This window comes from Mycolicibacterium llatzerense (genome assembly GCF_000878195.1).
Classification (GTDB): Bacteria; Actinomycetota; Actinomycetes; order Mycobacteriales; family Mycobacteriaceae; genus Mycobacterium; species Mycobacterium llatzerense.
This window is the reverse complement of the sequence record NZ_JXST01000008.1, coordinates 122,477-143,421: the sequence shown is the minus strand read 5'-3', so window position 1 is coordinate 143,421 and position 20,945 is coordinate 122,477. Positions and strand designations below refer to the sequence as shown.

Below are 20,945 nucleotides of genomic sequence, written 5' to 3'. Positions count from 1 at the left end.
GAACTAGCCGGCGAACCGGCCGGTGACCGGCGGCAGATCTTTGAGCGTAAGGATGCCCGGCGCGGCGGCCACCACTGCCGGCACTGCGTTGGTCGCCGGCAGCGCGGTGTAGATCATGCCCAGGCCGTTGAGGCTCACCTCGCTCCAGTCCTTCGACGGCAGGCAGTACACCACGGTGCGCATGTTGGGCACACCGAACACCTGGATCACGTGACCATGTGCCACCGGCTTCGGCGGCGTGACGTGGTTGCCCATGATCCAGTTGAAGCCGACGCTGACGACATTCTTGTCGCCGACCCAGCCGCGGTGATACCCGTAGACACTGGCGACGGTGCCCTTCGGGATCTGCATGAAACCTAGGTCGGAGTCCTCGTCGGCCGCGGTGAATGTGACGTCGAAGTCGATCCGGTCCAGCTTGGCGCCGATGGCGTCGGCCATCATCGCGGCTGATTCGGCGAACACCTCGCTCTCCAGGCGCACGCTCTCGGCCAGGCCCGGCGTCTCCGGGTCCTTGCCGAAGCCCATCGCGGCCATGGTGCCCGCCGATTCGTAGACGCCGCAGTCGACCGACTCGGTGATGCGGATTTCGTCGACGCTCTCGCACGCGCTGGACAGCACCATGCCCATCATGTTCGTCAGGCCAGGGTGCGCGCCGCTGCCGAAGATCGTGGAATTGCCTGTCTCGCAGGCTTTCTGGATGCGCGCCAGGTCCTCGGGGGACTGCTTGCCGCCGGTGATCCAGGCCGCGGTGGAACAGACGTTGATGCCGGACTCGAGCAGCCGGACCAGCTCGTCGACGCTGGGCCAGATCGGGTTGTAGCAGCAGGCGTCGGGCTTGAGGGCGACGAGCTCCTCGATGTCGTTGGTGGCCTTGATGCCGGTGGGTGTGGGCCAGCCGGCCAGCTCGGCGGCGTCGACGCCGACCTTCTCGGCGCCGTATGCGTAGACGCCGACCAGCTCCATGTCGTCACGGGCGATGATGGCGTGCAGGGACCGCCTGCCGATGTTGCCGGTGGTCCACTGGATGACACGGAGTGGTCGGGCTTCATTCGGTGTGCCGGTCATGGAGGCCTCCTCGTTGGGGCTGGGCGCTTTCGCTAGACACTATGCCGCAGGTGTCTACAGGCCTTCGCGGGTCCCGGTGGTCGGATGATCATCATCTGTCGAGATGCCAGGAAGATTGATAAACGGCCTTTGCTCGCCAATCCAGGAAGCGATCCAACAAAGTTAGCTGTCAGTCGGCGGCTTTGGGGTGTGGCTGTGCGGAATCAATCGGCCGGGGCGATCGCGCGGCAGGCCCGTGGATTGACGGGCAGTACCGCCGGGCATTGCGCGGCCGGTGGCTGATTCGGAACGTTCGCAAGGCCATTCAACATCTACAACATCGACGAGGTGCCAACTGGCATCGGCGTCACCATCGGGCTGCTACTGAAGATGGCGAACGATGCGAGCAGTCTCGGCATGGTGTCCGCGCAGAATTTGCTGAGATTGAACCATCGGTGAGCTGTACCTCGTGTACATAGCGGTCGACCAACTCAACACATCGGACGTACTCAAACTCAAGGAGTAGTCATGAAGAGTTCGTTTGCCAAAATCGCTGGTGTGGCCGGCATGGCGGCGCTCGTCGCCGGCGCAGGTCTCGGGTTTGGGGCTGGCGTAGCCCAAGCCAAACCGAAACCCATGGTTCCCGGGCCACACCACACCACTGCGGTCACCACGCACTTCTTCAGAACCTTCCAGACCAACGTCGATCGGTTCATCGATTCGACGTATCCCAACGGCGAGAACAGCGTGCTGGATCCCTTCTCCGACCTGCTCACCCCACTGGCGAGGTAGTTGGAGCGCTGCGCTGGTCCCAACGGGCCACGGCCATGTGCGATTCATGGTCGCGGCTCGTCGGACCGTCCATCTGCGGTTCTGCGTTGCGTATCAACATCATCGGTCGCTGTTCCTCGTGCTTCAACGGTCCGTTGTTTGCATCTCGACATCATCCACAGAACGCGATTGATCCACAGGCGGGGTGTTTTGGCGGGTTTTCTGGGCGTCCCGGTCGGAGCTGGTGCCTAGCGTCGCGAACATGGTCACGCAGACACCGATCGACCGGACCCAGCGGCGACTGACCGCACAGCCGGGAGACACGACGGACCCCGACGTCGCATCCGACCCGAACGACGACACCTCGCTGTCGCGCTGGCTGCCCGACGCGGTACCCGGCAGTCCCGGCTGGCTCGCATCGGTGCGGGCCGATCCCGGGCGTGCGGGGGTGATCGCGCTCGCGGTGGTCGGCGTGGTCGCGGTCCTGGTGACGGTGATCGCCGTGCTCGGTGATGACAAGCCACCGGTGACCGCGGCGAAACTGCCTCCGGTGCAGATGGTTTCGTCCTCCGCGCCGGGGCCGCCTGCGCCACCGGGGAAGGCCGAGGACGTCGTGGTCAGCGTGGCGGGCCTGGTGCACAAGCCGGGTTTGGTGACGCTCCCGGCAGGTGCTCGCATCGCCGACGCGGTGACGGCCGCCGGGGGAGCGCTGGCCGGCGCCGACCTGGTCGGCTTGAACATGGCCCGCAAGGTGGCCGACGGCGAGCAGATTCTGGTCGGCATCACCGCGCCGGTGGGTGCGCCGGCGGTGATGCGCAGTTCGGCCGGCGCGACGTCCACCGCGCCGGAGAAAGGGCCGCCCGATGGGGGCAAGGATCCCAAAGGGCCGGTCGATCTGAACACCGCGACAGAGGAGCAACTCGACGGCTTGCCGGGTATCGGCCCCGTCATGGCGAAAGCGATCGTGGCCTGGCGTACCGCCAACGGCCGATTCGCGAGCGTCGACCAGCTGGGTGAGGTCGACGGCATCGGCCCGAGTCGGCTGGAGAAACTGCGTGAGCTGGTCAAGGTGTGACGGGAGCCCCGGTGCCGGACGTCCCCGGCATCGACCTGCGATTGGTGCCGGCCGCACTGACGTGCTGGACGGTGACCGCGGTCGGCGTGTGGTGGGGGCCGTGGGCAGCCCTGGCAGCGGTCGTCGTCGCGGTGGCGGCCGTCGTGGGCGTCGGTCTGTGGGTGGGTTCGGTGCGCTGGCCCGCGGTGCTCGCAGTGGCGGCGGTGGGTGCGGCGTTCGCGATCGTCGCGACGGTGCGCGTGCACGCGGTCGACACCCATCCTCTGGCGTCACGGTTCGGCACGACGGTGACGGTGACCGTCACGCCGGCCGAGTCCCCGAAGGCCATCCAGGGTGGTCGGCTGATGTTCACGGCGTCGTTGCAGCGGCTGCAGGACACCGAATCATCCGGGCGGGTCATGGTTTTCGCTCCGGCCATCGGCTATTCGGAGGTCGGCGTGGGTCGACCGATGGCGTTCCGGGCCAGGGTCATCCGGCCGAAGCGGCGGGACCTGTCGGTGGCAGTGCTGGCCGCGGTGGGCGCGCCCCGATTCGGGACGGCGTCGACCGGGCAGCGCGCGGCGGCACACCTGCGGGCTGAATTCGGCGAGGCCGCACGGCTGTCGCTGCCGCCGGATCAGGCGGCGATGCTCCCGGGACTCGTGCTGGGCGACGTGTCGGCGGTCGAGTCGGACACCACCGCCGCGTTCCGGCGCGCTGGGCTGACGCACTTGACCGCAGTATCGGGCGCGAACGTGACCATCGTGTGCGGAGCGGTGCTGCTGAGCGCGGCACTGGTCGGACCTCGGATCGCTGTCGGGTTGGCAGCGGTGACGCTGTTCGCGTTCGTCGTCATCGTGCAACCGTCGCCGAGCGTATTGCGCGCCGCCGCAATGGGTTCGGTGATGTTGATGGGGATGCTGGTGCATCGGCGGCGGCAGGCCATCCCGGCGTTGTCGGCCAGTGTGCTGGTACTGATGGTCATTTCGCCGGCGCTCGCGGTGGACGCCGGATTCGCGCTGTCGGTGGTGGCGACGGCGGGACTTGTCGTCATCGCGCCGGGGTGGTCGCGCCGCCTGGTGGGTCGCGGCTGGCCGAAGTTGATCGCTGACGCTGTCTGCGTGGCCGTCGCCGCGCAACTCGTCACGGCGCCGTTGGTTGCGGCGATATCGGGCAGCCTGAGTCTGGTCGCGGTGGTCGCCAATCTGCTTGTCGCTCCGATCATTCCGCCTATCACCGTCCTCGGCACCGCGGCTGCGGCTATGGCGTGGTGCTGGCCCGCCGCGGCGCAACTGCTGATCAGGTTCACCGGGCCGGAACTGTGGTGGCTGCTGCATGTCGCGCGGTGGAGTGCCGCGGTCCCCGGGGCGGCGGTCAGCGTTCCGTCAGGTTGGGGCGGTGCGTTGTTGCTCGGCGCGACAACAATGGCAGTGGCGCTGTTGGTGGCCGCATGGCGCCGGCGACGAGGAAATGCGATACGCCCATGAACCCCGGCGGCGCGATGCAGAATTATTGACGTGAATGACGATCCGGCCGGGTCCGTGGCAGCGGCGGTTGCGGCGCTCGAGGCGGCCGGTGTGGGGACCCTGATCGGCACGGTGGTCAACGCCGCAGGACTGACACAGGTCAAAGTGGTTCCGCTGAGCCGGGTGGCGGGGTTCGCCGAACACGGGCTCGGCACCAGCCCGACGTGGCATGTGTTCGCGATCGATCAGACCGGCATCGTGTTCGGCGACCAGACTGGCGTGGTCGGGGATCGGCGGGTACGCATCGACCTGGCGGGACTCCGCATGCTCGGTGACGGACTCGCCTGGGCGCCCGGTGCGTTCTTCGCGCAGGACGGCAACCCCGACCCGCACTGCGGTCGCGGTGTGCTGCAACGGGTTACGCAAAGATTGGCCGGCGCCGGGTTGACGGCCACCGTGGGGCATGAGGTCGAGTTCGTGCTCGTCGGCCCCGATGGCGCTCAGCTGCCGTCCGCAATGTGGGCGCAGTACGGGCTGGCCGGCGTGCTCGAATTCGAAGGATTTGTCCGCGACGTGATGGACGCATCCGCCGCGGCGGACGTGGCGATCGAACAGTTCCATCCCGAATACGGGGCCAACCAATTCGAATTCTCGCTGGTGCCTCGTGATCCGGTGGCTGCCGCCGAGCAGCTGGTGCTGGCCCGGATCATCATCAGCCGGGTGGCCCGCCGCCACGGTCTGCGCATCAGTCTGTCGCCGGTGCCTTTCGTCGGCAGCGTGGGTTCTGGTGCGCATCAACATTTTTCGCTGTGCCGCGACGGGGTGCCGGTGTTCTCGGGCGGTTCGGGCGCATGCGGTATGACGGCGGTCGGCGAGTCGGCGGTCGCAGGACTGCTGGCCGGTCTGCCCGGCGCGCAGGGTGTCTTGTGCGGCTCGATCGTGTCGGGGCTGCGCATCCAGCCGGGGAGCTGGTCGGGTGCCACCGTCTGCTGGGGCACCGAGAACCGCGAGGCCGCCGTCCGGTTCGTCAGCGCCGCGTCGGGAAATCCGTACGGCGCCAACGCCGAGGTGAAGATCGTCGACCCGTCGGCCAATCCGTACCTCGCCTCGGCGACCATCCTCGGGCTGGCGCTCGACGGCATCAGCCGGAAACTGCCGCTGCCACCCGAAGTCACCGTCGATCCGGCGTCCCTGACGGCAGCACAACGCGAGCAGGCCGGCGTGGTGACGCTGCCGGCGAAGCAGGCCGAGGTGCTCGACGCGCTGCGCGCCAGCGCCGTGGTCCGCGACATCCTCGGGGACGCGGCGGTCGACGCCGTGCTGGGCGTGCGTGGCTATGAGCAGCAGAACTACGGCGACCTGTCCGACACCGAACTGGCCGAGAAGTTCCGGCTGGCCTGGAGCGTGTGAGTGCGTGTCCGCTCGCCATGAAACGATCAACGGGTGAGTGGATCGACCGAGGCGTTGCATCTGGTGTTGGGCGACGAGGAACTGCTGGTCGAGCGGGCCGTGGCCGAGGTGTTGCGGGCTGCACGCAAGCTGGCCGGCAACGACAACGTGCCGGTGGACCGACTCCGGGCCGGTGATGTGTCCACCAGTGAGCTCGCCGAACTGCTGAGCCCGTCGCTGTTCGCCGAGGAACGCGTGGTGGTCCTGGAGTCCGCCGCCGAAGCGGGCAAGGACGCCGTCGCTCTCATCGCCGATGCCGCGGCCGACCTGCCCGGCGGCACCATGCTCGTCGTCGTGCATTCCGGTGGCGGCCGCGCCAAGGCGCTGGCTGATCAGCTGAAAAAGCTTGGTGCCGAGGTGCATCTGTGCGCGAAGATCGCCAAGCCCGCCGAGCGCGCCGACTTCGTGCGCAAGGAATTCCGGTCGTTGAAGGTGAAGGTCAGCGACGACGCGATCACCGCCGTGCTCGACTCGGTCGGCTCGGACATCCGCGAACTCGCCGCTGCCTGCTCGCAGCTGGTCGCGGACACAGGAGGTCAGATCGATGCCGCGGCAGTGCGTCGCTACCACTCCGGCAAGGCGGAGGTGAACGGCTTCGACATTGCCGACAAGGCCGTCTCGGGTGACGTGAGCGGCGTCGCCGAAGCGCTGCGCTGGGCGATGGCCGGCGGGGTACCGCATGTGGTGCTGGCCGATGCGCTGGCCGAGGCGGTGCATTCGATCGCGCGGGTCGGTGGACAGTCGGGAGATCCCTACCGGTTGGCGGGGGAGCTGGGCATGCCGCCGTGGCGGGTGCAGAAAGCACAGAAGCAGGCCCGGCGCTGGTCCCGGGACACCGTGGCCGAGGCGCTGCGGGTGGTCGCGGCGTTGAACGCCGACGTCAAAGGCGCCGCGGCGAGTGCCGACTACGCGCTGGAATCGGCGGTGCGTCGCGTCGCCGAGCTGGCCGACAGCTGAGGCGAACACAACAAAACCGCGGCCCGATCATCGGGCCGCGGTTTCGCGAAAACTACGAGGCTGAGCTCAGAGCTTGTTGAAGGCCAGGGTCAGCGCCGACTTCTTGTTGGCGGCCTGGTTCTTGTGGATGACACCCTTGGTGGCGGCCTTGTCCAGCTTGCGGTTGGTGGCGGCGAGCAGCTCGCCGGCCTTGTCCTTCTCGCCCGCGTCGACGGCCTCACGGAAGCCGCGGATGGCGGTACGCAGCGCGGACTTCACCGACTGGTTACGCAGACGGGCAATCTCGTTGGTGCGGATGCGCTTTTCCTGCGACTTGATGTTGGCCACGCGTGTCGTTCCTTCTAAATCTCATTTTGGGCATGTTCTCCGGAGGAGCATGCTCGGTCTTAAGTCTGCGCTCTTCGCCCGTCAACGGGCAGCGACTGTTCAGGTTACCAGCGTCCACGCGAAAACCCCAAAGCGCGGAGTGCGCGCACTGGCTGGCGACGACCCTGAGCATATCGGTGAATATCTACTTGCCCTGCCGAAACCGCCAGGTTGATGCAGCATGTCTGGCATGAGCCCACGGACATCGCGCAGTGGACCCGTACGGTCGCGGCCAACCACCCCAGGGAATCGCTACGACGGCGTCTTCAACGGCTACGACGACGTCGACAGTTATGCCGAGGCGTACGACGAGATGTTCGACGCCCAGGGCGTCGTGCGCGGCCTCTACAAAGGCGTCTTCGCCGAGCTGGCGCCGTCGGACACGTCCGAATTGGCGGCCCGGTCCGAAGCACTCGGCCGCGCGTTCACCGATCAGGGCATCACGTTCTCGCTGTCCGGTCAGGAACGGCCGTTCCCGCTGGACCTGGTGCCCCGAGTCATCGCGGCCGCCGAGTGGGCAAAGCTGGAAAAAGGCATCAAGCAGCGGGTCAAGGCGCTGGAGATGTACCTCGACGACGTCTACGGCGATCAGGAGATCCTGCGTGACGGGGTGATCCCGCGCCGGTTGGTGACCTCGTGCGAGCACTTCCACCGCGAGGCGGTCGGCATCGCCCCGCCCAACGGCGTCCGCATCCACGTCGCGGGCATCGACCTGGTTCGCGACGACAAGGGCGACTTCCGGGTGCTCGAGGACAACCTGCGCTCGCCGTCGGGGGTGTCCTACGTGATGGAGAACCGGCGCACCATGGCCCGCGTCTTCCCCAACCTGTTCGCCACGCACCGGGTCCGGGCCGTCGGCGACTACTCGTCGCACCTGCTGCGGGCGCTGCGCAACGCGGCGGCGTCCAACGAAGCGGACCCGACCGTGGTGGTTCTCACTCCGGGCGTCTACAACTCCGCCTACTTCGAGCACTCGCTGCTGGCCCGGCAGATGGGCGTCGAGCTCGTCGAGGGCCGCGACCTGTTCTGTCGCGACAACGTCGTCTACATGAGGACCACCGAAGGCGAGCGCCAGGTGGACGTCATCTACCGGCGGATCGACGACATATATCTGGACCCCATGCAGTTCCGGCCCGACACCGTGCTCGGCGTCGCAGGCCTGCTCAATGCGGCGCGGGCGGGCAACGTCGTCATCTCCAGCGCGGTGGGCAACGGCGTCGGCGACGACAAGCTGGTCTACACGTACGTGCCGACCATCATCGAGTACTACCTCGGCGAGAAGCCGCTGCTGGCGAACGTCGACACGTACCGCTGCTGGCTCGAGGAGGAGTGCGAGGAAGTGCTCGACCGGATCCGCGAGCTGGTGATCAAACCGGTCGAGGGTTCCGGGGGCTACGGCATCGTCTTCGGGCCGGACGCCTCGGAGAAGGAGATCGCCACGATCTCGAAAAAGGTCCGCGCCGACCCGCGCGGCTGGATCGCCCAACCGGTGGTGCAGCTGTCGACGGTGCCGACGCGGATCGGCGACAAGCTGGCTCCGCGGCACGTCGATCTACGGCCGTTCGCGGTCAACGACGGTGACGACGTCTGGGTGCTGCCCGGCGGGCTGACCCGCGTCGCGCTGCCGGAGGGCTCGCTGGTGGTCAACTCCAGTCAGGGTGGCGGCTCGAAGGACACCTGGGTGCTGGCGTCGCGGGCGTCGACCGCCACGCACGAGCTCGGCGCCGCCGAAGTCGTCCGCTCTCTACCGTCGGCCGGCCAGGCCGCTGACGAGGGACCGCCGCAGCAGGCCGTCCAAACTGCCCAGCAACAGCAGCAGCAACAGCAACAGGCGGTGATGTACTGATGTTGGCGCGCAACGCGGAATCGCTGTACTGGATCGGCCGCTACGTCGAGCGGGCCGACGACACCGCCCGCATCCTGGACGTCACCGTGCACCAGTTGTTGGAGGACTCGAGCGTCGACCCGGACCTGGCATCGCGAACGTTGTTGCGGGTCCTCGGGATCGAGCCGCCGGCGGCCCCGCTGGACATGTGGTCGTTGACCGACCTGGTCGCGTTCGGCCGCGGTGACGGGCAGAATTCGATCGTCGAGTCGATCTCGGCGGCCCGCGAAAATGCCCGCGGTGCACGCGAAGTCACGTCCACCGAGATGTGGGAGTGCCTCAACACCACGTACAACGCCCTCGCCGAGCGTGAACGGGCGGCCAGAAGGCTTGGGCCGCATGAGTTCTTGAGCTTCGTGGAAGGCAGGGCGGCGATGTTCGCCGGTCTGGCCGACTCGACGCTGTCGCGCGACGACGGCTACCGCTTCATGATGCTGGGCCGGGCGATCGAGCGCGTCGACATGACGGTGCGTCTGCTGCTGGCCCGCGTCGGTGACAGTGCGTCGTCGCCCGCGTGGGTGACGGTGTTGCGCTCAGCCGGCGCGCACGACACCTACCTGCGGACCTACCGCGGTGTGCTCGACGCCGGCCGCGTCGTCGAATTCATGTTGCTGGACCGGCTTTTCCCGCGGTCGGTGTTCTATTCGCTGCGGCTCGCCGAGCGGCATCTGGACGAACTGCACAACCGGCCGCACGACCGCATTGGTGCCACCGGTGAGGCGCAACGCCTCCTGGGCCGGGCGCGCAGCGAGCTGGAGTTCCTGCAGCCGGGCCTGCTGTTGGACTCCCTGGAGGATCGTCTGGCGGGTCTGCAGCGCAGCTGCCGGGAAATCGGAGAAGCATTGGCGCTGGAGTACTTTCACGCGGCGCCGTGGGTCGCATGGACGGACGCGGGCCACCCGGTGTCGGTTATCGAAGAAGGTGAAATCTGATATGTGGCGGCTCAGAGTTGTCCATGCCACCGGGTATGCCTACAAGTCGCCGGTGACGGCGTCGTTCAACGAGGCCCGGTTGACGCCGCGCTCGGACTCGCGGCAGAACGTCGTCCTCAACCGGGTGGAGACCGCTCCGGCCACCCGCTCCTACCGGTACATCGACTACTGGGGCACCGCGGTGACGGCCTTCGATCTGCATGCGCCGCACACCGAGCTGGAGGTGACGTCGTCGTCGGTCGTCGAGACCGACAAAGGCGAGATGCCCGCGGAACTGGTCACCTGGGACGACCTGGCGGGTGCCGGGGTCCGCGACCGGTTCGACGAACTCCTCGTCCCGACCGCGTACACGCCCATCAGCAAGCGGCTGCAGCGCGTCGGCCAGCGGATCATGAAGTACTACGACCCGCAGGAAGCGGTGATCGCCGCGGCGAACTGGGTCAACACCGAACTGGACTACGTCCCGGGTACCACCGGTGTGCACTCGTCAGGACTGGATGCGCTGCGCGAAGGCAAGGGCGTCTGTCAGGACTTCGCGCACCTGACACTGATCTTGTTGCGCAGCATGGGGATTCCGGGCCGGTATGTCTCCGGTTACCTGCACCCGCAGCGCCGGGCGGAGGTCGGCGACACCATCGAAGGGCAGAGTCACGCCTGGGTGCAGGCCTGGACCGGCGGCTGGTGGGACTACGACCCGACCAACGACGTCGAGATCAACGAGCAGTACGTGACCGTCGCTGTCGGACGGGACTATTCGGACGTCACGCCGCTGAAGGGCATCTACTCGGGCGAGGGATCCACCGATCTCGATGTCGTCGTGGAAATCACCCGGCTCGCTTGACTTTCCCGTCGTACCGCCCGGCGCCGACTACCATGGTGTGAGGGAGATCACGATCGGAGGCGGGCGATGCGGATCGCGGACGTGCTGAGTAACAAGGGTGCCGCGGTAGCGACCATCGCCCCGGAGACCACGGTGTCCCAATTGTTGGCCAGCCTCTCGGCGCTGAACATCGGTGCCATGGTGGTGGTCGGGCCGGACGGCTTGGCCGGCATCGTGTCCGAACGCGACGTGGTGCGTGAGCTGCACAAGCGCGGCGGTGGTCTACTGGGCCAGCCGGTTTCGGAGATCATGACGACCGTCCTGGCGACCTGTACGCCGCGCGACACCGTCGACCACCTCGTGGTGTTGATGACCCAGAACCGGGTGCGGCACGTGCCCGTCCTCGACGACGGCCGGCTGGCCGGCATCGTCAGCATCGGCGACGTCGTCAAGACCCGCATGGAAGAGCTCGAGACCGAGCAGCAGCGCCTGCAGGACTACATCACCCAAGGCGGCTAGCTTTTCCCGCGAGCGGTCGTGTCTGTACGGCGACACGCCGGTTTCGGCGCACAATTCGGGCAAGCTGGCGGCATGCGTGAAATTCAGACCCGGGCGGCCACTCGTTCCGACATCGGTGGCATATCGCACACCCTGGCCCGCGCATTCGCCGACGACCCGGTCATGAAATGGATGCTTCCCGACGATGGACTGCGTCGGCGCCGATTGCCGCGCTTGTTCGCGGCGCTCACCAAGTACCAGCATCTGGATCACGGTGGCGTCGAGATCGCCTCGTCGGCGGACGGCATCGGTGCGGCGGCACTGTGGGATCCGCCGGGCAAGTGGCAGCAGTCGCGCAGTGCCGAGCTGCGGGCCGTGCCCATGATGCTGCTGACGTTCGGCACCGCGGTGTTGCGCGGACAGGCGGCCGCGGAGTTGATGAAGAAGAATCACCCGGAGGAGCCGCATTGGTACCTCGCGGTGATCGGTAGCGACCCGACGGTGCGCGGCGGTGGTTTCGGGCAGGCCCTGATGCGGTCCCGGCTGGCTCGCATTGACGCCGAACATGCGCCGGCGTATCTGGAGTCGAGCAATCCGGTGAACGTGCCGTACTACGAGCGGTTCGGGTTCGAGGTCACCGGCGAGATGAAGCTGCCCAATGGCGGACCGAGCCTGATTCCGATGTGGCGGCAGCCCGGGTAGGGGGCTCAGCTCCAGGAGTAGCCGGCCCGCAGGCGGGCGGCGATGAGCTCGAATTTCTCGCGTTCGAGGATCGCGCCCTCGCGGCGGATGCCTTCCTCGGGCACGTCGAGCACGCGATCGAGGCGCACCCAGCTGGCGCGTCCCTCGTAGTCCCAGCTGCCCGATCCGATGCCCACCCAGTCGGGGTCGCTCTGGTGGTGGTCCTGGCTGGACAGCATCAGCCCCAGCAGGGTGGTGCGGTCGCGGCCCACGACCAGCACGGGACGGTCCTTGCCGCGGGTCGGGTCGTCTTCGTAGACGACCCAGGTCCAGACGATCTCGCCCGGGTCGGCCTGGCCGTCCAGATCGGGTGCATAGACGACGCGACGGGCGCGGTGGGCTGTCGGGACCATGTTCTCGGTGACGGGGCGCCCCGCGGTAATGGCCGCCTGCGACTCCGTCGGCACAGCGCCGAGCGCCGTCAGACCCACCTCGATACCGAACCGGATGCCCTGCTGGATGGTCCGTGACAGCCCGTCAGGCTGCTGCAAGGTACGGATGAGTCGCGGCGCCTCGTTGAACACCAGTTGTTCCGCCAGACGCTGGAACGTCCTCCACTGCGACGCCATGTGTTCGAGCATAGGGGAGTTTCCGGGCCGCGATTTAGTCGCCGGGGTCCTCGCTCGATACCCTGGTAGCTGCGCGTCGCGGCAGATGACGGTGCGCAGACCGACGTTTATCAGGAGATTCCCATCAGCAGTTTCGCCGACAAGACGTTCACTGCGCCGGCGCAGATTCGGAACTTCTGCATCATCGCCCACATCGACCACGGCAAGTCGACGCTGGCCGACCGGATGCTGGGGATCACCGGTGTCGTCGCCGACCGCGATATGCGGGCCCAGTACCTGGACCGGATGGACATCGAGCGCGAGCGCGGTATCACCATCAAGGCCCAGAACGTGCGGCTGCCGTGGCAGGTGAACGGTGAAGATTTCGTGCTGCACCTCATCGACACCCCAGGCCACGTCGACTTCACCTACGAGGTGTCCCGCGCGCTGGAGGCCTGCGAGGGTGCGGTGCTGCTGGTGGACGCCGCACAGGGCATCGAGGCGCAGACGCTGGCCAACCTGTACCTGGCACTGGACCGCGACCTGACCATCATCCCGGTGCTCAACAAGATCGATCTGCCGGCCGCCGACCCGGACCGCTATGCCGGCGAGATCGCGCACATCATCGGCTGCGAGCCGTCCGACGTGCTGCGGGTCTCCGGCAAGACGGGCGAGGGGGTGCGCGAACTTCTCGACGAGGTGGTGCGGCTGATCCCGGCGCCCGTCGGCGACGCCGACGCACCCGCGCGGGCGATGATCTTCGACTCGGTCTACGACATCTACCGCGGTGTGGTCACCTACGTGCGCGTGGTGGACGGTAAGCTCAACCCGCGCGAGAAGATCAAGATGATGTCCACGGGCGCGACCCACGAGCTGCTCGAGGTCGGCATCGTCTCGCCGGAGCCGAAGGCCTCCGACGGGCTGGGCGTCGGTGAGGTCGGCTACCTGATCACCGGCGTGAAGGACGTCCGCCAGTCCAAGGTCGGTGACACCGTCACCTCGGCCAGGCATGGCGCGACCGAGGCCCTGACCGGCTACCGCGAACCGCGGCCGATGGTCTATTCGGGCCTGTACCCCGTCGATGGCTCGGACTATCCCGTGCTGCGCGAGGCCCTGGACAAGCTGCAGCTCAACGACGCCGCGCTGACCTACGAGCCGGAAACCTCCGTGGCGCTCGGCTTCGGTTTCCGCTGCGGCTTCCTGGGCCTGCTGCACATGGAGATCACCCGCGAGCGCCTGGAACGGGAGTTCAACCTCGATCTCATCTCCACGGCGCCCAACGTGGTGTACCGCGTGGTCAAAGACGACAACAGTGAGCTGATCGTGACGAACCCGTCCATCTGGCCAGAAGGCAAGGTGCGCAGCGTCTTTGAGCCCGTCGTGAAGACGACGGTGATCGCGCCCAGCGAGTTCATCGGCACCATCATGGAGCTGTGCCAGCAGCGTCGCGGCGAGCTGGGCGGCATGGACTACCTGTCCCCGGAGCGCGTCGAGCTGCGCTACACGATGCCGCTCGGTGAGATCATCTTCGACTTCTTCGACTCGCTGAAGTCGCGCACGCGCGGCTATGCCAGCCTCGATTACGAAGAGGCCGGCGAGCAGGAAGCCGACCTGGTGAAGGTCGACATCCTGCTGCAGGGCGAGGCCGTCGACGCGTTCAGCGCCATCGTGCACAAGGACGGTGCGGCCGCATACGGCAACAAGATGACCACCAAGCTCAAGGAACTGATCCCGCGCCAGCAGTTCGAGGTGCCGGTGCAGGCCGCCATCGGGTCGAGAATCATTGCGCGCGAGAATATTCGGGCCATCCGCAAGGACGTGCTCTCCAAGTGCTACGGCGGTGACATCACCCGTAAGCGCAAGCTGCTCGAAAAGCAGAAGGAGGGCAAGAAGCGCATGAAAACCATTGGCCGGGTGGAAGTTCCGCAGGAAGCCTTCGTGGCTGCGCTGTCCTCCGATGCGGCGAGCGACAAGCCCAAGAAGTAGTGAATTTGTGCACGATCATCCGCGGTGACCGCGGATGATCGTGCACAAATCCAGAGGTCAGACGACCCGCAGCACGGCCTTGCCCGCGACGGTGCGCCCCAACAACGCCTGCGCGGCATCGGCGATGTTCTCCCACGAGTCCCGCAGTCCGATCTGCGCATCGATTTCGCAGTCGGCCAGCAGCGTCAGCAGGTAATCCAGATCGGCGCGAAATGGTGCCCGGACTGTGAACGGCTCCAAGCGTTTCCGTGTGCCGGTGCGCCGTTCGGCCTCGAAGTTGATCGTGGTGGGTTCATTGGAGGCCATCCCGATGGACTGCACCGAGCCACCGTCGGACACCAGGCTGAAGGCCTGTGCCAAGAGCTTGCCGCCGACGTTGTCGAGTACCCCGAACACCGGCTCGGTTACCGCATCGAGCCCGACCACCACTTCGGCCGCGCCCAGTTCCGCCAGGCCTTCGCCGCGGGGTGCGCTTCCGACCGCGGCCACCACATGGGCGCCGGCCCGAGCCGCCAGTTGCACGGCGAACCGCCCGACCCCGCCGGAGGCACCCGTGACCAGAACCCGGCGGCCGACGACCGGGCCGAGAGCGCGCAGTGCCTGCAGTGCGGTCACGCCGGCCACCGGAAGGGCAGCGGCATCCTCGAACTCGACGAACTCGGGCAGCTCGGCCATATTGTCGGTCGACACGACACGTCGTTCCGCCCAGCCGGCCTCACCGCCGAATCCGACCACGCGTGCCCCCACCTGAGGCCCCGAGCCGTCGGCCGCGGCCCGAACCACGACGCCCGCACTGTCCCACCCCGGAACTTCGCCAGGACGGCGCATCTGGTCGATGAAGTGCAGCTCGCCGAAGTTCAGTGCAATCGCGTGCACGTCGATCAGGGCCTGGGACTCGGTGGGTGAAGGTTCGGCCACTTCGTCGAACCGCAGATTGGCAGGGGCGTCGGGGGCATAGACGAGAGCGCGCACGAACAGGCCAACCCCGGAAGGTATTCCCGTATTCCCGGTATTCGGACACCGATGGAGCTGTGCGGGCATCGCCGAATCCAGCTACCGGTGGACCGCGATCCGTGTTTTGACCGGCGGACACGAACAACCCCAATTCCCAAGGGAATTGGGGTTGACTGCTCGCGGGCTACACCGCGTGGTGCGGACCGGCGGAGTGACCGCCGTGGTGGTGTAGCCCGGGGATCATCATGGGTACCTCGGCGCGGTAGTTCCGGTACGAGTCACCGAGACTCGCAGTCAGGTCGTGCTCCTCGAGCTGGATCGCGATCAGGATGTATCCGGTGGTGGCGAGCGCGAACATCAGATGCCCCGCGGTCATCGTCGGGGTGGCCCAGAAGGCGATGAGGAATCCCACCATGATCGGGTGCCGCACCACGCGGTAGAACATCGTGGTCCGGAAAGGCAAGTCGCGGTAGGGTTCTCCGCGCCACGCCAGGTACACCTGGCGCAGCCCGAACAGATCGAAGTGACTGATCATGAACGTCGACATCAGCACGATCGCCCAGCCCGCCCAGAACAGAGTGAGCAGCACGTAGCGCCCGGCCGGCGCGCTGACGTGCCAGACGACCTGTGGCATGGTCCGCCACTGCCAGAACAACAGGCCCAACAGCAGACTCGACATCAGGACGTAGGTGCTGCGTTCGATGGACTGCGGCACGAAGCGGGTCCACATCTGTTTGAACGCCGGCCGCGCCATCACGCTGTGTTGCGTCGCGAACAGGCCGAGCAGCACCAGATTGACCACCACCGCCTCGCCAACCGATGCGGCGATCCCGTGGTCGACGGTGCGGGGCACCACCACGTTGCCCACGAAGCCGATGGCATAGAGGAACGAGACCAGGAACACCGCGTAACACAGCACGCCGTAACCCAGTGTCAGATAGCGCTTCATCCTGTCCTCCGAATCTCGAATGGTCCGGTGACGCAAGAGATGGAGGAGGGGCCGGCAGATTGCCGGTCCGTGACGTCATACCTGGCGCTGCAGCCCCTGGTCACTCTTCCAATATATTCCTGAAACCTGCAGGTGGGTAAGTATTTCTTTGGCTGTCCCGGAGACGCGAAAACCCCCAACTCGTTCCAGAATTGGGGGTTTTCACGACTACTTGCCAGGGTTAAGGCGAGCCCTCGGCGATGCGGCGGACCGCGTCGATGAACACGTCGATTTCCTCGAACGTGTTGTAGAACGCGAACGACGGACGCACCGTCGCTTCGAGTCCCAGGCGTCGCAGGATCGGCTGGGCGCAGTGATGCCCGGCCCGCACCGCGATGCCCTCGGCGTTGAGCGCCTTGCCGACCTCCAACGGTTCGTGCCCGGCCAGCACGAAGGACAGCACGCTGGCCTTCTCGTCGGCCGTGCCCACCAGTCGGACTCCTGGAATGGCCGCCAACCGTGGGGTGGCGTACTCCAGCAGGGCGTGCTCGTAGGCCGCAATCCGTTCGATGCCAATGCGTTCCACGTACCGGATCGCCTCACCGAGTCCGACCGCATCGGCGATGTTGCCGGTGCCGGCCTCGAACTTGTTCGGCGGACCCTGGAACACCGAACGCTCCAGCGTCACGTCGGCGATCATGTTGCCGCCACCCTGCCACGGCGGGGTTTCGGCGAGCACGTCCTCGCGTCCGTACAGCACCCCGATGCCCGTTGGTCCGAAGATCTTGTGCCCGGAGAACACGAAGAAATCCGCGCCGAGTTCGGCCACATCGATCGGGATGTGCGGGACGGACTGGGCCCCGTCGATCAGCACCCTGGCCCCGTAGCGGTGACCCAGCTCGACGATCGTCTTGACCGGTGTCACCGTGCCCAGTGCGTTCGAAACCTGCGTGGCCGCAACCAGTTTCGTCCGCGGACCCAGCAGGTCCTCGAACTCGCTGAGCAGCAGGTTGCCGGCGTCGTCGACCGGGGCGACCTTGATGACAGCGCCCGTCTGCTGCGCAATCAGTTGCCACGGAACGATATTGGCGTGATGCTCCAGGTGGGTGATGACGATTTCGTCACCCGGGCCCAGATGCTTGCCACCCCACGAGTAGGCCACCAGGTTGATGGCCTCGGTGGTGCCGCGGACGAAGATGATCTCCTCGGTCTTCGACGCCCCGATGAACCGCCGTACCGCCTCGCGGGCGTCCTCGTAGGCGTCCGTCGCCCGCGCCGCCAACTCGTGCGCGGCGCGGTGGATGTTCGAGTTCTCGTGGGTATAGAAGTACGCCAGCCGGTCGATGACCGACTGTGGCTTCTGCGTCGTGGCCGCGTTGTCGAACCAGATCAGCGGCTTGCCGTTGACCGTCTCCTTGAGGATCGGGAAATCGGCGCGGATCGCGTGGACGTCGAAGACCTCGTGATCGTCGGGGATCGAAGGGACGGGTTCCACCGGCTCAGGAGCCGCCGCAGGGGACTGCAGGAAGTAGTAACTCCCGGCATCCTCGGACGGCGCCGGCGCTCCCGACCATCCCAGATCCGGCACCGACGGCACCGTCCTCGGCCAGGTCGGAGCGCTCCCTCGCGGAGCGGGGGGAGCTGATGGCGGACCCGAAGCCAGCACACCCGGCACCGTCGGGACCAGGCCCGTCGGTACCGCGAACGCCTCCAACCCACCGAACGGCGCGACCGGGCTCACCGCGTTACCGCGCGGCGCGACCGGTGCCGTGCCCGGCGGAATCCCTTCCGGCCCAGGCGAAGTCGGCGCCGGCACCAGTACCTCCGGCGCCGATACGAACTCGCCGGGGGTGACCGGGTGTGCCAGACCGGCGGCGGTGGCGCCCGCCGACGTCGCCGTGGTGGCATCCGGTGCCACCCCGCGCGGTGCCACCTGTGTGGTCACCGGCGGGCTGTCCGGTCCAGGGCGGAAGCTGGTGGCGAACAGCTGGCTGGCCAGTGCCGACAGGGCGTCCTCGCTCAGCGGCAGGTCACTTGTACTCATGGAAGTGGTCCACTCCGACGTCCTCGAGGACCGCCAGTGCGTCGTCGGTGAGCACCGCCAGCGACGAGTACAGGGTGACCAGGTAGGACGCGATCGCCGACCGGTTGATGCCGGTGAAGCGCACCGACAGGCCCGGGGCCTGCTCGCCGACCAGGCCCGGCTGGAACAGGCCGACCACACCCTGGCGCTCCTCACCGGTGCGGACCAGGACGAACTTCGTCTTCCCGTCCACGACCGGCACCTTGTCCGACGGGATGATCGGGATGCCGCGCCAGGTGATGAACTGCGCGCCGAACAGGCTGACCACTGGTGGCGGCACGCCGCGACGGGTGGCTTCCCGGCCGAACGCCGCCACGCCGAGCGGGTTGGTCAGGAAGAACGCGGGGGTCTTCCACACCTTGGTGATCAACGAGTCGAGATCGTCCGGGGTCGGGGTGCCGCGCAGCGTCTGGATGGTTTGCTCGGGGGTGACCTGTGACAGCAACCCGTACTCCGGGTTGTTGATCAGCTCGGACTCCTGGCGCTCCTTGATGGTCTCGATGGTCAGCCGCAGCTGTTGGGCGACCTGGTCATGCGGGCTGGAATAGAGGTCGGAGACCCGGGTGTGCACGTCGAGCAGCGTCGAGATGGAGCGCAGCGTGTACTCGCGGGGGCTGGTCTCGTAGTCGACGTAGGTCTCCGGCAGCGGGTCCTCGTTGCCCGAACCCTGCTCGGCCGCAATGGCGACCTGCTCGGGGTTGACCACGCGGTTGACGCGGTAGATGCCGGCCTCGACAGGCACCCAGCTCAGCAGGTGCAGCAGGAATCGCGGGGTGATAGTCGACAGTTGCGGAACTGTCTTGGTGGCATTGGCAAGCTGCCTTGCGGCGAGATCGCCGAGGGCCTGCGATTCGTTCTGCGCAGACGTCATGAAGCTACCTCCGACGGGTCGGTGTGTTGGGGATGCGGCGGCCACGTTACGGCGTCATTGGGGTTCCCACAGGGTTAGCGCGCATCACGGTTATAACCCGATTTGCTGTGACGAATTCGGCCGTGGCTTTTCCGTGCGAGTGCCGTATGGTAGGCGGCATGACCCACGACGGATCGCTGCGCATGCCCATGCGGCGCTGCTTCGTCGTGCCGTGTTGTTGTTGTTGATTTTCTGACGCCGGCCCTCTGCGTTCTGCCCGCCCATCTTCTGGCGGAGCACGTATACGCGCTGTTCACAGCCTCCAGAAAGCAACACCGCAATGTCTTCCTCTCTGCTCGAATCCACCCGCACCTCCGTGGCGGTCCGCCGGACCGTGCGCCGGGACGCCGAGATCACCCGGATGACCCGGTACCGCGGCGGCACGTACTCGTCGACTGTCGACACCGTGGTGTTCGCCGACGGGACCAGCGCGCGCACCGACCTGATCCGGCTCAATCCGAACATCGACGCGTACTCGCTGGACTTCCTCGGAGTGGCCCCGACCCGGCCCTCGCAGTACCGGCCCGCGAATTGGTCGGCGGTCCCTAACGTGGCAGCGCGCGCCTTCGAGGCCGAGGTGGACTGGATCATCCGCAACTCGTACCCCACGCTTGGCACCGCCGAGCTGAGCCGTCGGGTCCGGGCTGCCGGCCACCTGAGCGGTGACGCGCACCTGGCCGAGCACGAGGCCATCGCCGCGACGCAGGCCGCGATCTGGCATTTCACCAACGGTCTGCGGTTGGACAACCGCCCGCTCAATGTTCCCGTCGCCGTCACCCAGGAGCCGGGCGCCGTCACCTTCGAGTTCGACGGCGAGCCCCAATTGGGTAGCTACACCGTCGAGTTGACCAGCGACGCCGCGGTCTCGTTGGTGCTGCAGAAGTCGGTCGACGGCACGTCGTGGCGCGACGTCGCCGCGTCGGGGCTCAACGTCGCGGCCGGTTACGGGCGTCACCGCCGGGGCATCGGAGTCGGGGCCACCGCCTCGGACAGCCGCCCGGGCCGTCAGCACCGCGGGTACCGCTTCTACCGGCTGCAGGTGCTCGCCGACCGCGACGCATTCGTCGATATCGAAGAGGTGAGTTTCACCCTTGACGGGTCCGGCAACTACCGCAACGCCGAACGCGTTGTCGCGCTGTACAACTTCCTCGTCGCCGGTGCCGAGGCGGCCCGGAGCCTGACGGTGGTGCCGCGGCTGATCTCCGACCGCGCGGTGGTCGGCGACATCGTCGGCCCGTTCCGGTTCGAGGCCGCCGACGCCGCCGCGCTCTCTGCTGTGGGCGGCACCCTCGTCGACGCGGCGGGGGAGCCCATCACCACGCCGGTGGTCCCCGGCAGCGACATCTATCTGCGTCCCGCGCCTGCGGTTCGCCGCGTGACCGTCACCGCGAGTGTGCCTGCGGCACAGAACGGATTCGGCGGCCGGGTCATCACCGGCGTGGCATACGACAGCAGCCTGACGCCCGTCGCACTCGCGGTGCCGACCCCGACCGTCATCGACTTCGAGCTCACCTTCTGACCCGTGATTTCGGCGTGATTCGTAACGGCCGGCG

The 20,945-nt window shown here is 67.1% G+C and carries 19 protein-coding genes; 12 read left to right on the top strand and 7 right to left on the bottom strand.

The window, feature by feature from the left end:
* Positions 1-3 precede the first annotated feature (3 nt).
* Positions 4-1,065 carry an NAD(P)H-dependent amine dehydrogenase family protein gene (locus TL10_RS08005; RefSeq protein WP_043985214.1) on the bottom strand — a complete coding sequence of 354 codons (1,062 nt, stop codon included), beginning with the start codon at positions 1,063-1,065 and terminating at the stop codon, positions 4-6.
* Between the two features lie 507 nt (positions 1,066-1,572).
* Between TL10_RS08005 and TL10_RS08000 the strand changes: the two genes are divergently transcribed.
* The 5 genes from TL10_RS08000 to holA all read left to right on the top strand — a co-directional run bounded on the left by TL10_RS08000 (position 1,573) and on the right by holA (position 6,741).
* Complete coding sequence (locus TL10_RS08000; protein ID WP_043394210.1) at positions 1,573-1,836, top strand: hypothetical protein; 264 nt, start codon at positions 1,573-1,575, stop codon at positions 1,834-1,836.
* Between the two features lie 241 nt (positions 1,837-2,077).
* Positions 2,078-2,890, top strand: coding sequence for a ComEA family DNA-binding protein (locus TL10_RS07995; RefSeq protein WP_043985251.1), 813 nt, complete (start codon positions 2,078-2,080; stop codon positions 2,888-2,890).
* Positions 2,887-4,356: a ComEC/Rec2 family competence protein gene (locus TL10_RS07990; RefSeq protein ID WP_082067886.1), complete on the top strand. Its 1,470-nt coding sequence runs from the start codon at positions 2,887-2,889 to the stop codon at positions 4,354-4,356. The genes TL10_RS07995 and TL10_RS07990 overlap by 4 nt, the downstream gene beginning before the upstream one ends.
* Positions 4,357-4,386: 30 nt before the next feature.
* Positions 4,387-5,745 carry a type I glutamate--ammonia ligase gene (locus TL10_RS07985; protein WP_043985213.1) on the top strand — a complete coding sequence of 453 codons (1,359 nt, stop codon included), beginning with the start codon at positions 4,387-4,389 and terminating at the stop codon, positions 5,743-5,745.
* A 33-nt stretch (positions 5,746-5,778) separates the two neighbouring features.
* The gene (holA, locus tag TL10_RS07980) at positions 5,779-6,741 is read left to right on the top strand and encodes a DNA polymerase III subunit delta (RefSeq protein ID WP_082067885.1); all 963 of its coding nucleotides are present in this window, start codon (positions 5,779-5,781) and stop codon (positions 6,739-6,741) included.
* A gap of 66 nt (positions 6,742-6,807) precedes the next feature.
* On the opposite strand, the gene rpsT is transcribed toward holA, so the two are convergent.
* Positions 6,808-7,068, bottom strand: coding sequence for a 30S ribosomal protein S20 (gene rpsT / locus TL10_RS07975; RefSeq protein ID WP_043394204.1), 261 nt, complete (start codon positions 7,066-7,068; stop codon positions 6,808-6,810).
* 352 nt (positions 7,069-7,420) lie between these two features.
* Between rpsT and TL10_RS07970 the strand changes: the two genes are divergently transcribed.
* The 5 genes from TL10_RS07970 to TL10_RS07950 all read left to right on the top strand — a co-directional run bounded on the left by TL10_RS07970 (position 7,421) and on the right by TL10_RS07950 (position 11,944).
* The gene (locus tag TL10_RS07970; RefSeq protein WP_377042187.1) at positions 7,421-8,953 is read left to right on the top strand and encodes a circularly permuted type 2 ATP-grasp protein; all 1,533 of its coding nucleotides are present in this window, start codon (positions 7,421-7,423) and stop codon (positions 8,951-8,953) included.
* Positions 8,953-9,924 (top strand): alpha-E domain-containing protein, encoded by a 972-nt coding sequence (locus TL10_RS07965; RefSeq protein WP_020102144.1) that lies wholly within the window; start codon positions 8,953-8,955, stop codon positions 9,922-9,924. The genes TL10_RS07970 and TL10_RS07965 overlap by 1 nt, the downstream gene beginning before the upstream one ends.
* A 1-nt stretch (position 9,925) precedes the next feature.
* On the top strand, positions 9,926-10,765 hold the full coding sequence (locus TL10_RS07960) for a transglutaminase family protein (RefSeq protein ID WP_043394198.1): 840 nt from the start codon (positions 9,926-9,928) through the stop codon (positions 10,763-10,765).
* Between the two features lie 66 nt (positions 10,766-10,831).
* Complete coding sequence (locus TL10_RS07955) at positions 10,832-11,263, top strand: CBS domain-containing protein (RefSeq protein ID WP_043394196.1); 432 nt, start codon at positions 10,832-10,834, stop codon at positions 11,261-11,263.
* 72 nt (positions 11,264-11,335) lie between these two features.
* Entirely contained in the window at positions 11,336-11,944 is a 609-nt protein-coding gene (locus tag TL10_RS07950; protein WP_043985211.1) for a GNAT family N-acetyltransferase, read from the top strand.
* A 5-nt stretch (positions 11,945-11,949) separates the two neighbouring features.
* Here TL10_RS07950 and TL10_RS07945 read toward each other — a convergent pair whose 3' ends face one another.
* Positions 11,950-12,564 carry a type II toxin-antitoxin system PemK/MazF family toxin gene (locus tag TL10_RS07945; protein WP_043394192.1) on the bottom strand — a complete coding sequence of 205 codons (615 nt, stop codon included), beginning with the start codon at positions 12,562-12,564 and terminating at the stop codon, positions 11,950-11,952.
* 57 nt (positions 12,565-12,621) lie between these two features.
* Here TL10_RS07945 and lepA point away from each other — a divergent pair, with 57 nt between their 5' ends.
* A complete protein-coding gene (gene lepA, locus TL10_RS07940; RefSeq protein ID WP_043985210.1) occupies positions 12,622-14,517 on the top strand; it encodes a translation elongation factor 4 in 1,896 nt (631 codons plus the stop codon).
* 57 nt (positions 14,518-14,574) lie between these two features.
* On the opposite strand, the gene TL10_RS07935 is transcribed toward lepA, so the two are convergent.
* From TL10_RS07935 to TL10_RS07920, 4 genes are all read right to left on the bottom strand, one after another.
* On the bottom strand, positions 14,575-15,489 hold the full coding sequence (locus TL10_RS07935; RefSeq protein ID WP_043985209.1) for a zinc-binding dehydrogenase: 915 nt from the start codon (positions 15,487-15,489) through the stop codon (positions 14,575-14,577).
* Positions 15,490-15,655: 166 nt separating this feature from the next.
* Positions 15,656-16,420: a methanethiol S-methyltransferase gene (mddA, locus tag TL10_RS07930; protein WP_043985208.1), complete on the bottom strand. Its 765-nt coding sequence runs from the start codon at positions 16,418-16,420 to the stop codon at positions 15,656-15,658.
* Positions 16,421-16,640: 220 nt separating this feature from the next.
* The gene (locus TL10_RS07925) at positions 16,641-18,443 is read right to left on the bottom strand and encodes a family 2A encapsulin nanocompartment cargo protein cysteine desulfurase (RefSeq protein WP_043985207.1); all 1,803 of its coding nucleotides are present in this window, start codon (positions 18,441-18,443) and stop codon (positions 16,641-16,643) included.
* On the bottom strand, positions 18,430-19,353 hold the full coding sequence (locus TL10_RS07920) for a family 2A encapsulin nanocompartment shell protein (protein WP_043985206.1): 924 nt from the start codon (positions 19,351-19,353) through the stop codon (positions 18,430-18,432). Before TL10_RS07920 ends, TL10_RS07925 begins: the two co-directional genes overlap by 14 nt.
* 319 nt (positions 19,354-19,672) lie before the next feature.
* On the opposite strand from TL10_RS07920, the gene TL10_RS07915 reads away from it, so the two are divergent.
* Positions 19,673-20,911, top strand: a complete 1,239-nt coding sequence (locus TL10_RS07915) for a thioester domain-containing protein (RefSeq protein WP_043985205.1) — start codon at positions 19,673-19,675, stop codon at positions 20,909-20,911.
* Positions 20,912-20,945: the final 34 nt, after the last annotated feature.

Bases quoted from the DNA above. Each gene is read 5' to 3' on its own strand.
- TL10_RS08005 (WP_043985214.1), bottom strand. From the start codon at position 1,065: ATGACCGGCACACCGAATGAAGCCCGACCACTCCGTGTCATCCAGTGG.
- TL10_RS08000 (WP_043394210.1), top strand. From the start codon at position 1,573: ATGAAGAGTTCGTTTGCCAAAATCGCTGGTGTGGCCGGCATGGCGGCG.
- TL10_RS07995 (WP_043985251.1), top strand. From the start codon at position 2,078: ATGGTCACGCAGACACCGATCGACCGGACCCAGCGGCGACTGACCGCA.
- TL10_RS07970 (WP_377042187.1), top strand. From the start codon at position 7,421: ATGTTCGACGCCCAGGGCGTCGTGCGCGGCCTCTACAAAGGCGTCTTC.
- TL10_RS07965 (WP_020102144.1), top strand. From the start codon at position 8,953: ATGTTGGCGCGCAACGCGGAATCGCTGTACTGGATCGGCCGCTACGTC.
- TL10_RS07960 (WP_043394198.1), top strand. From the start codon at position 9,926: ATGTGGCGGCTCAGAGTTGTCCATGCCACCGGGTATGCCTACAAGTCG.
- TL10_RS07955 (WP_043394196.1), top strand. From the start codon at position 10,832: ATGCGGATCGCGGACGTGCTGAGTAACAAGGGTGCCGCGGTAGCGACC.
- TL10_RS07950 (WP_043985211.1), top strand. From the start codon at position 11,336: ATGCGTGAAATTCAGACCCGGGCGGCCACTCGTTCCGACATCGGTGGC.
- TL10_RS07945 (WP_043394192.1), bottom strand. From the start codon at position 12,564: ATGCTCGAACACATGGCGTCGCAGTGGAGGACGTTCCAGCGTCTGGCG.
- mddA (WP_043985208.1), bottom strand. From the start codon at position 16,420: ATGAAGCGCTATCTGACACTGGGTTACGGCGTGCTGTGTTACGCGGTG.
- TL10_RS07925 (WP_043985207.1), bottom strand. From the start codon at position 18,443: ATGAGTACAAGTGACCTGCCGCTGAGCGAGGACGCCCTGTCGGCACTG.
- TL10_RS07920 (WP_043985206.1), bottom strand. From the start codon at position 19,353: ATGACGTCTGCGCAGAACGAATCGCAGGCCCTCGGCGATCTCGCCGCA.
- TL10_RS07915 (WP_043985205.1), top strand. From the start codon at position 19,673: ATGTCTTCCTCTCTGCTCGAATCCACCCGCACCTCCGTGGCGGTCCGC.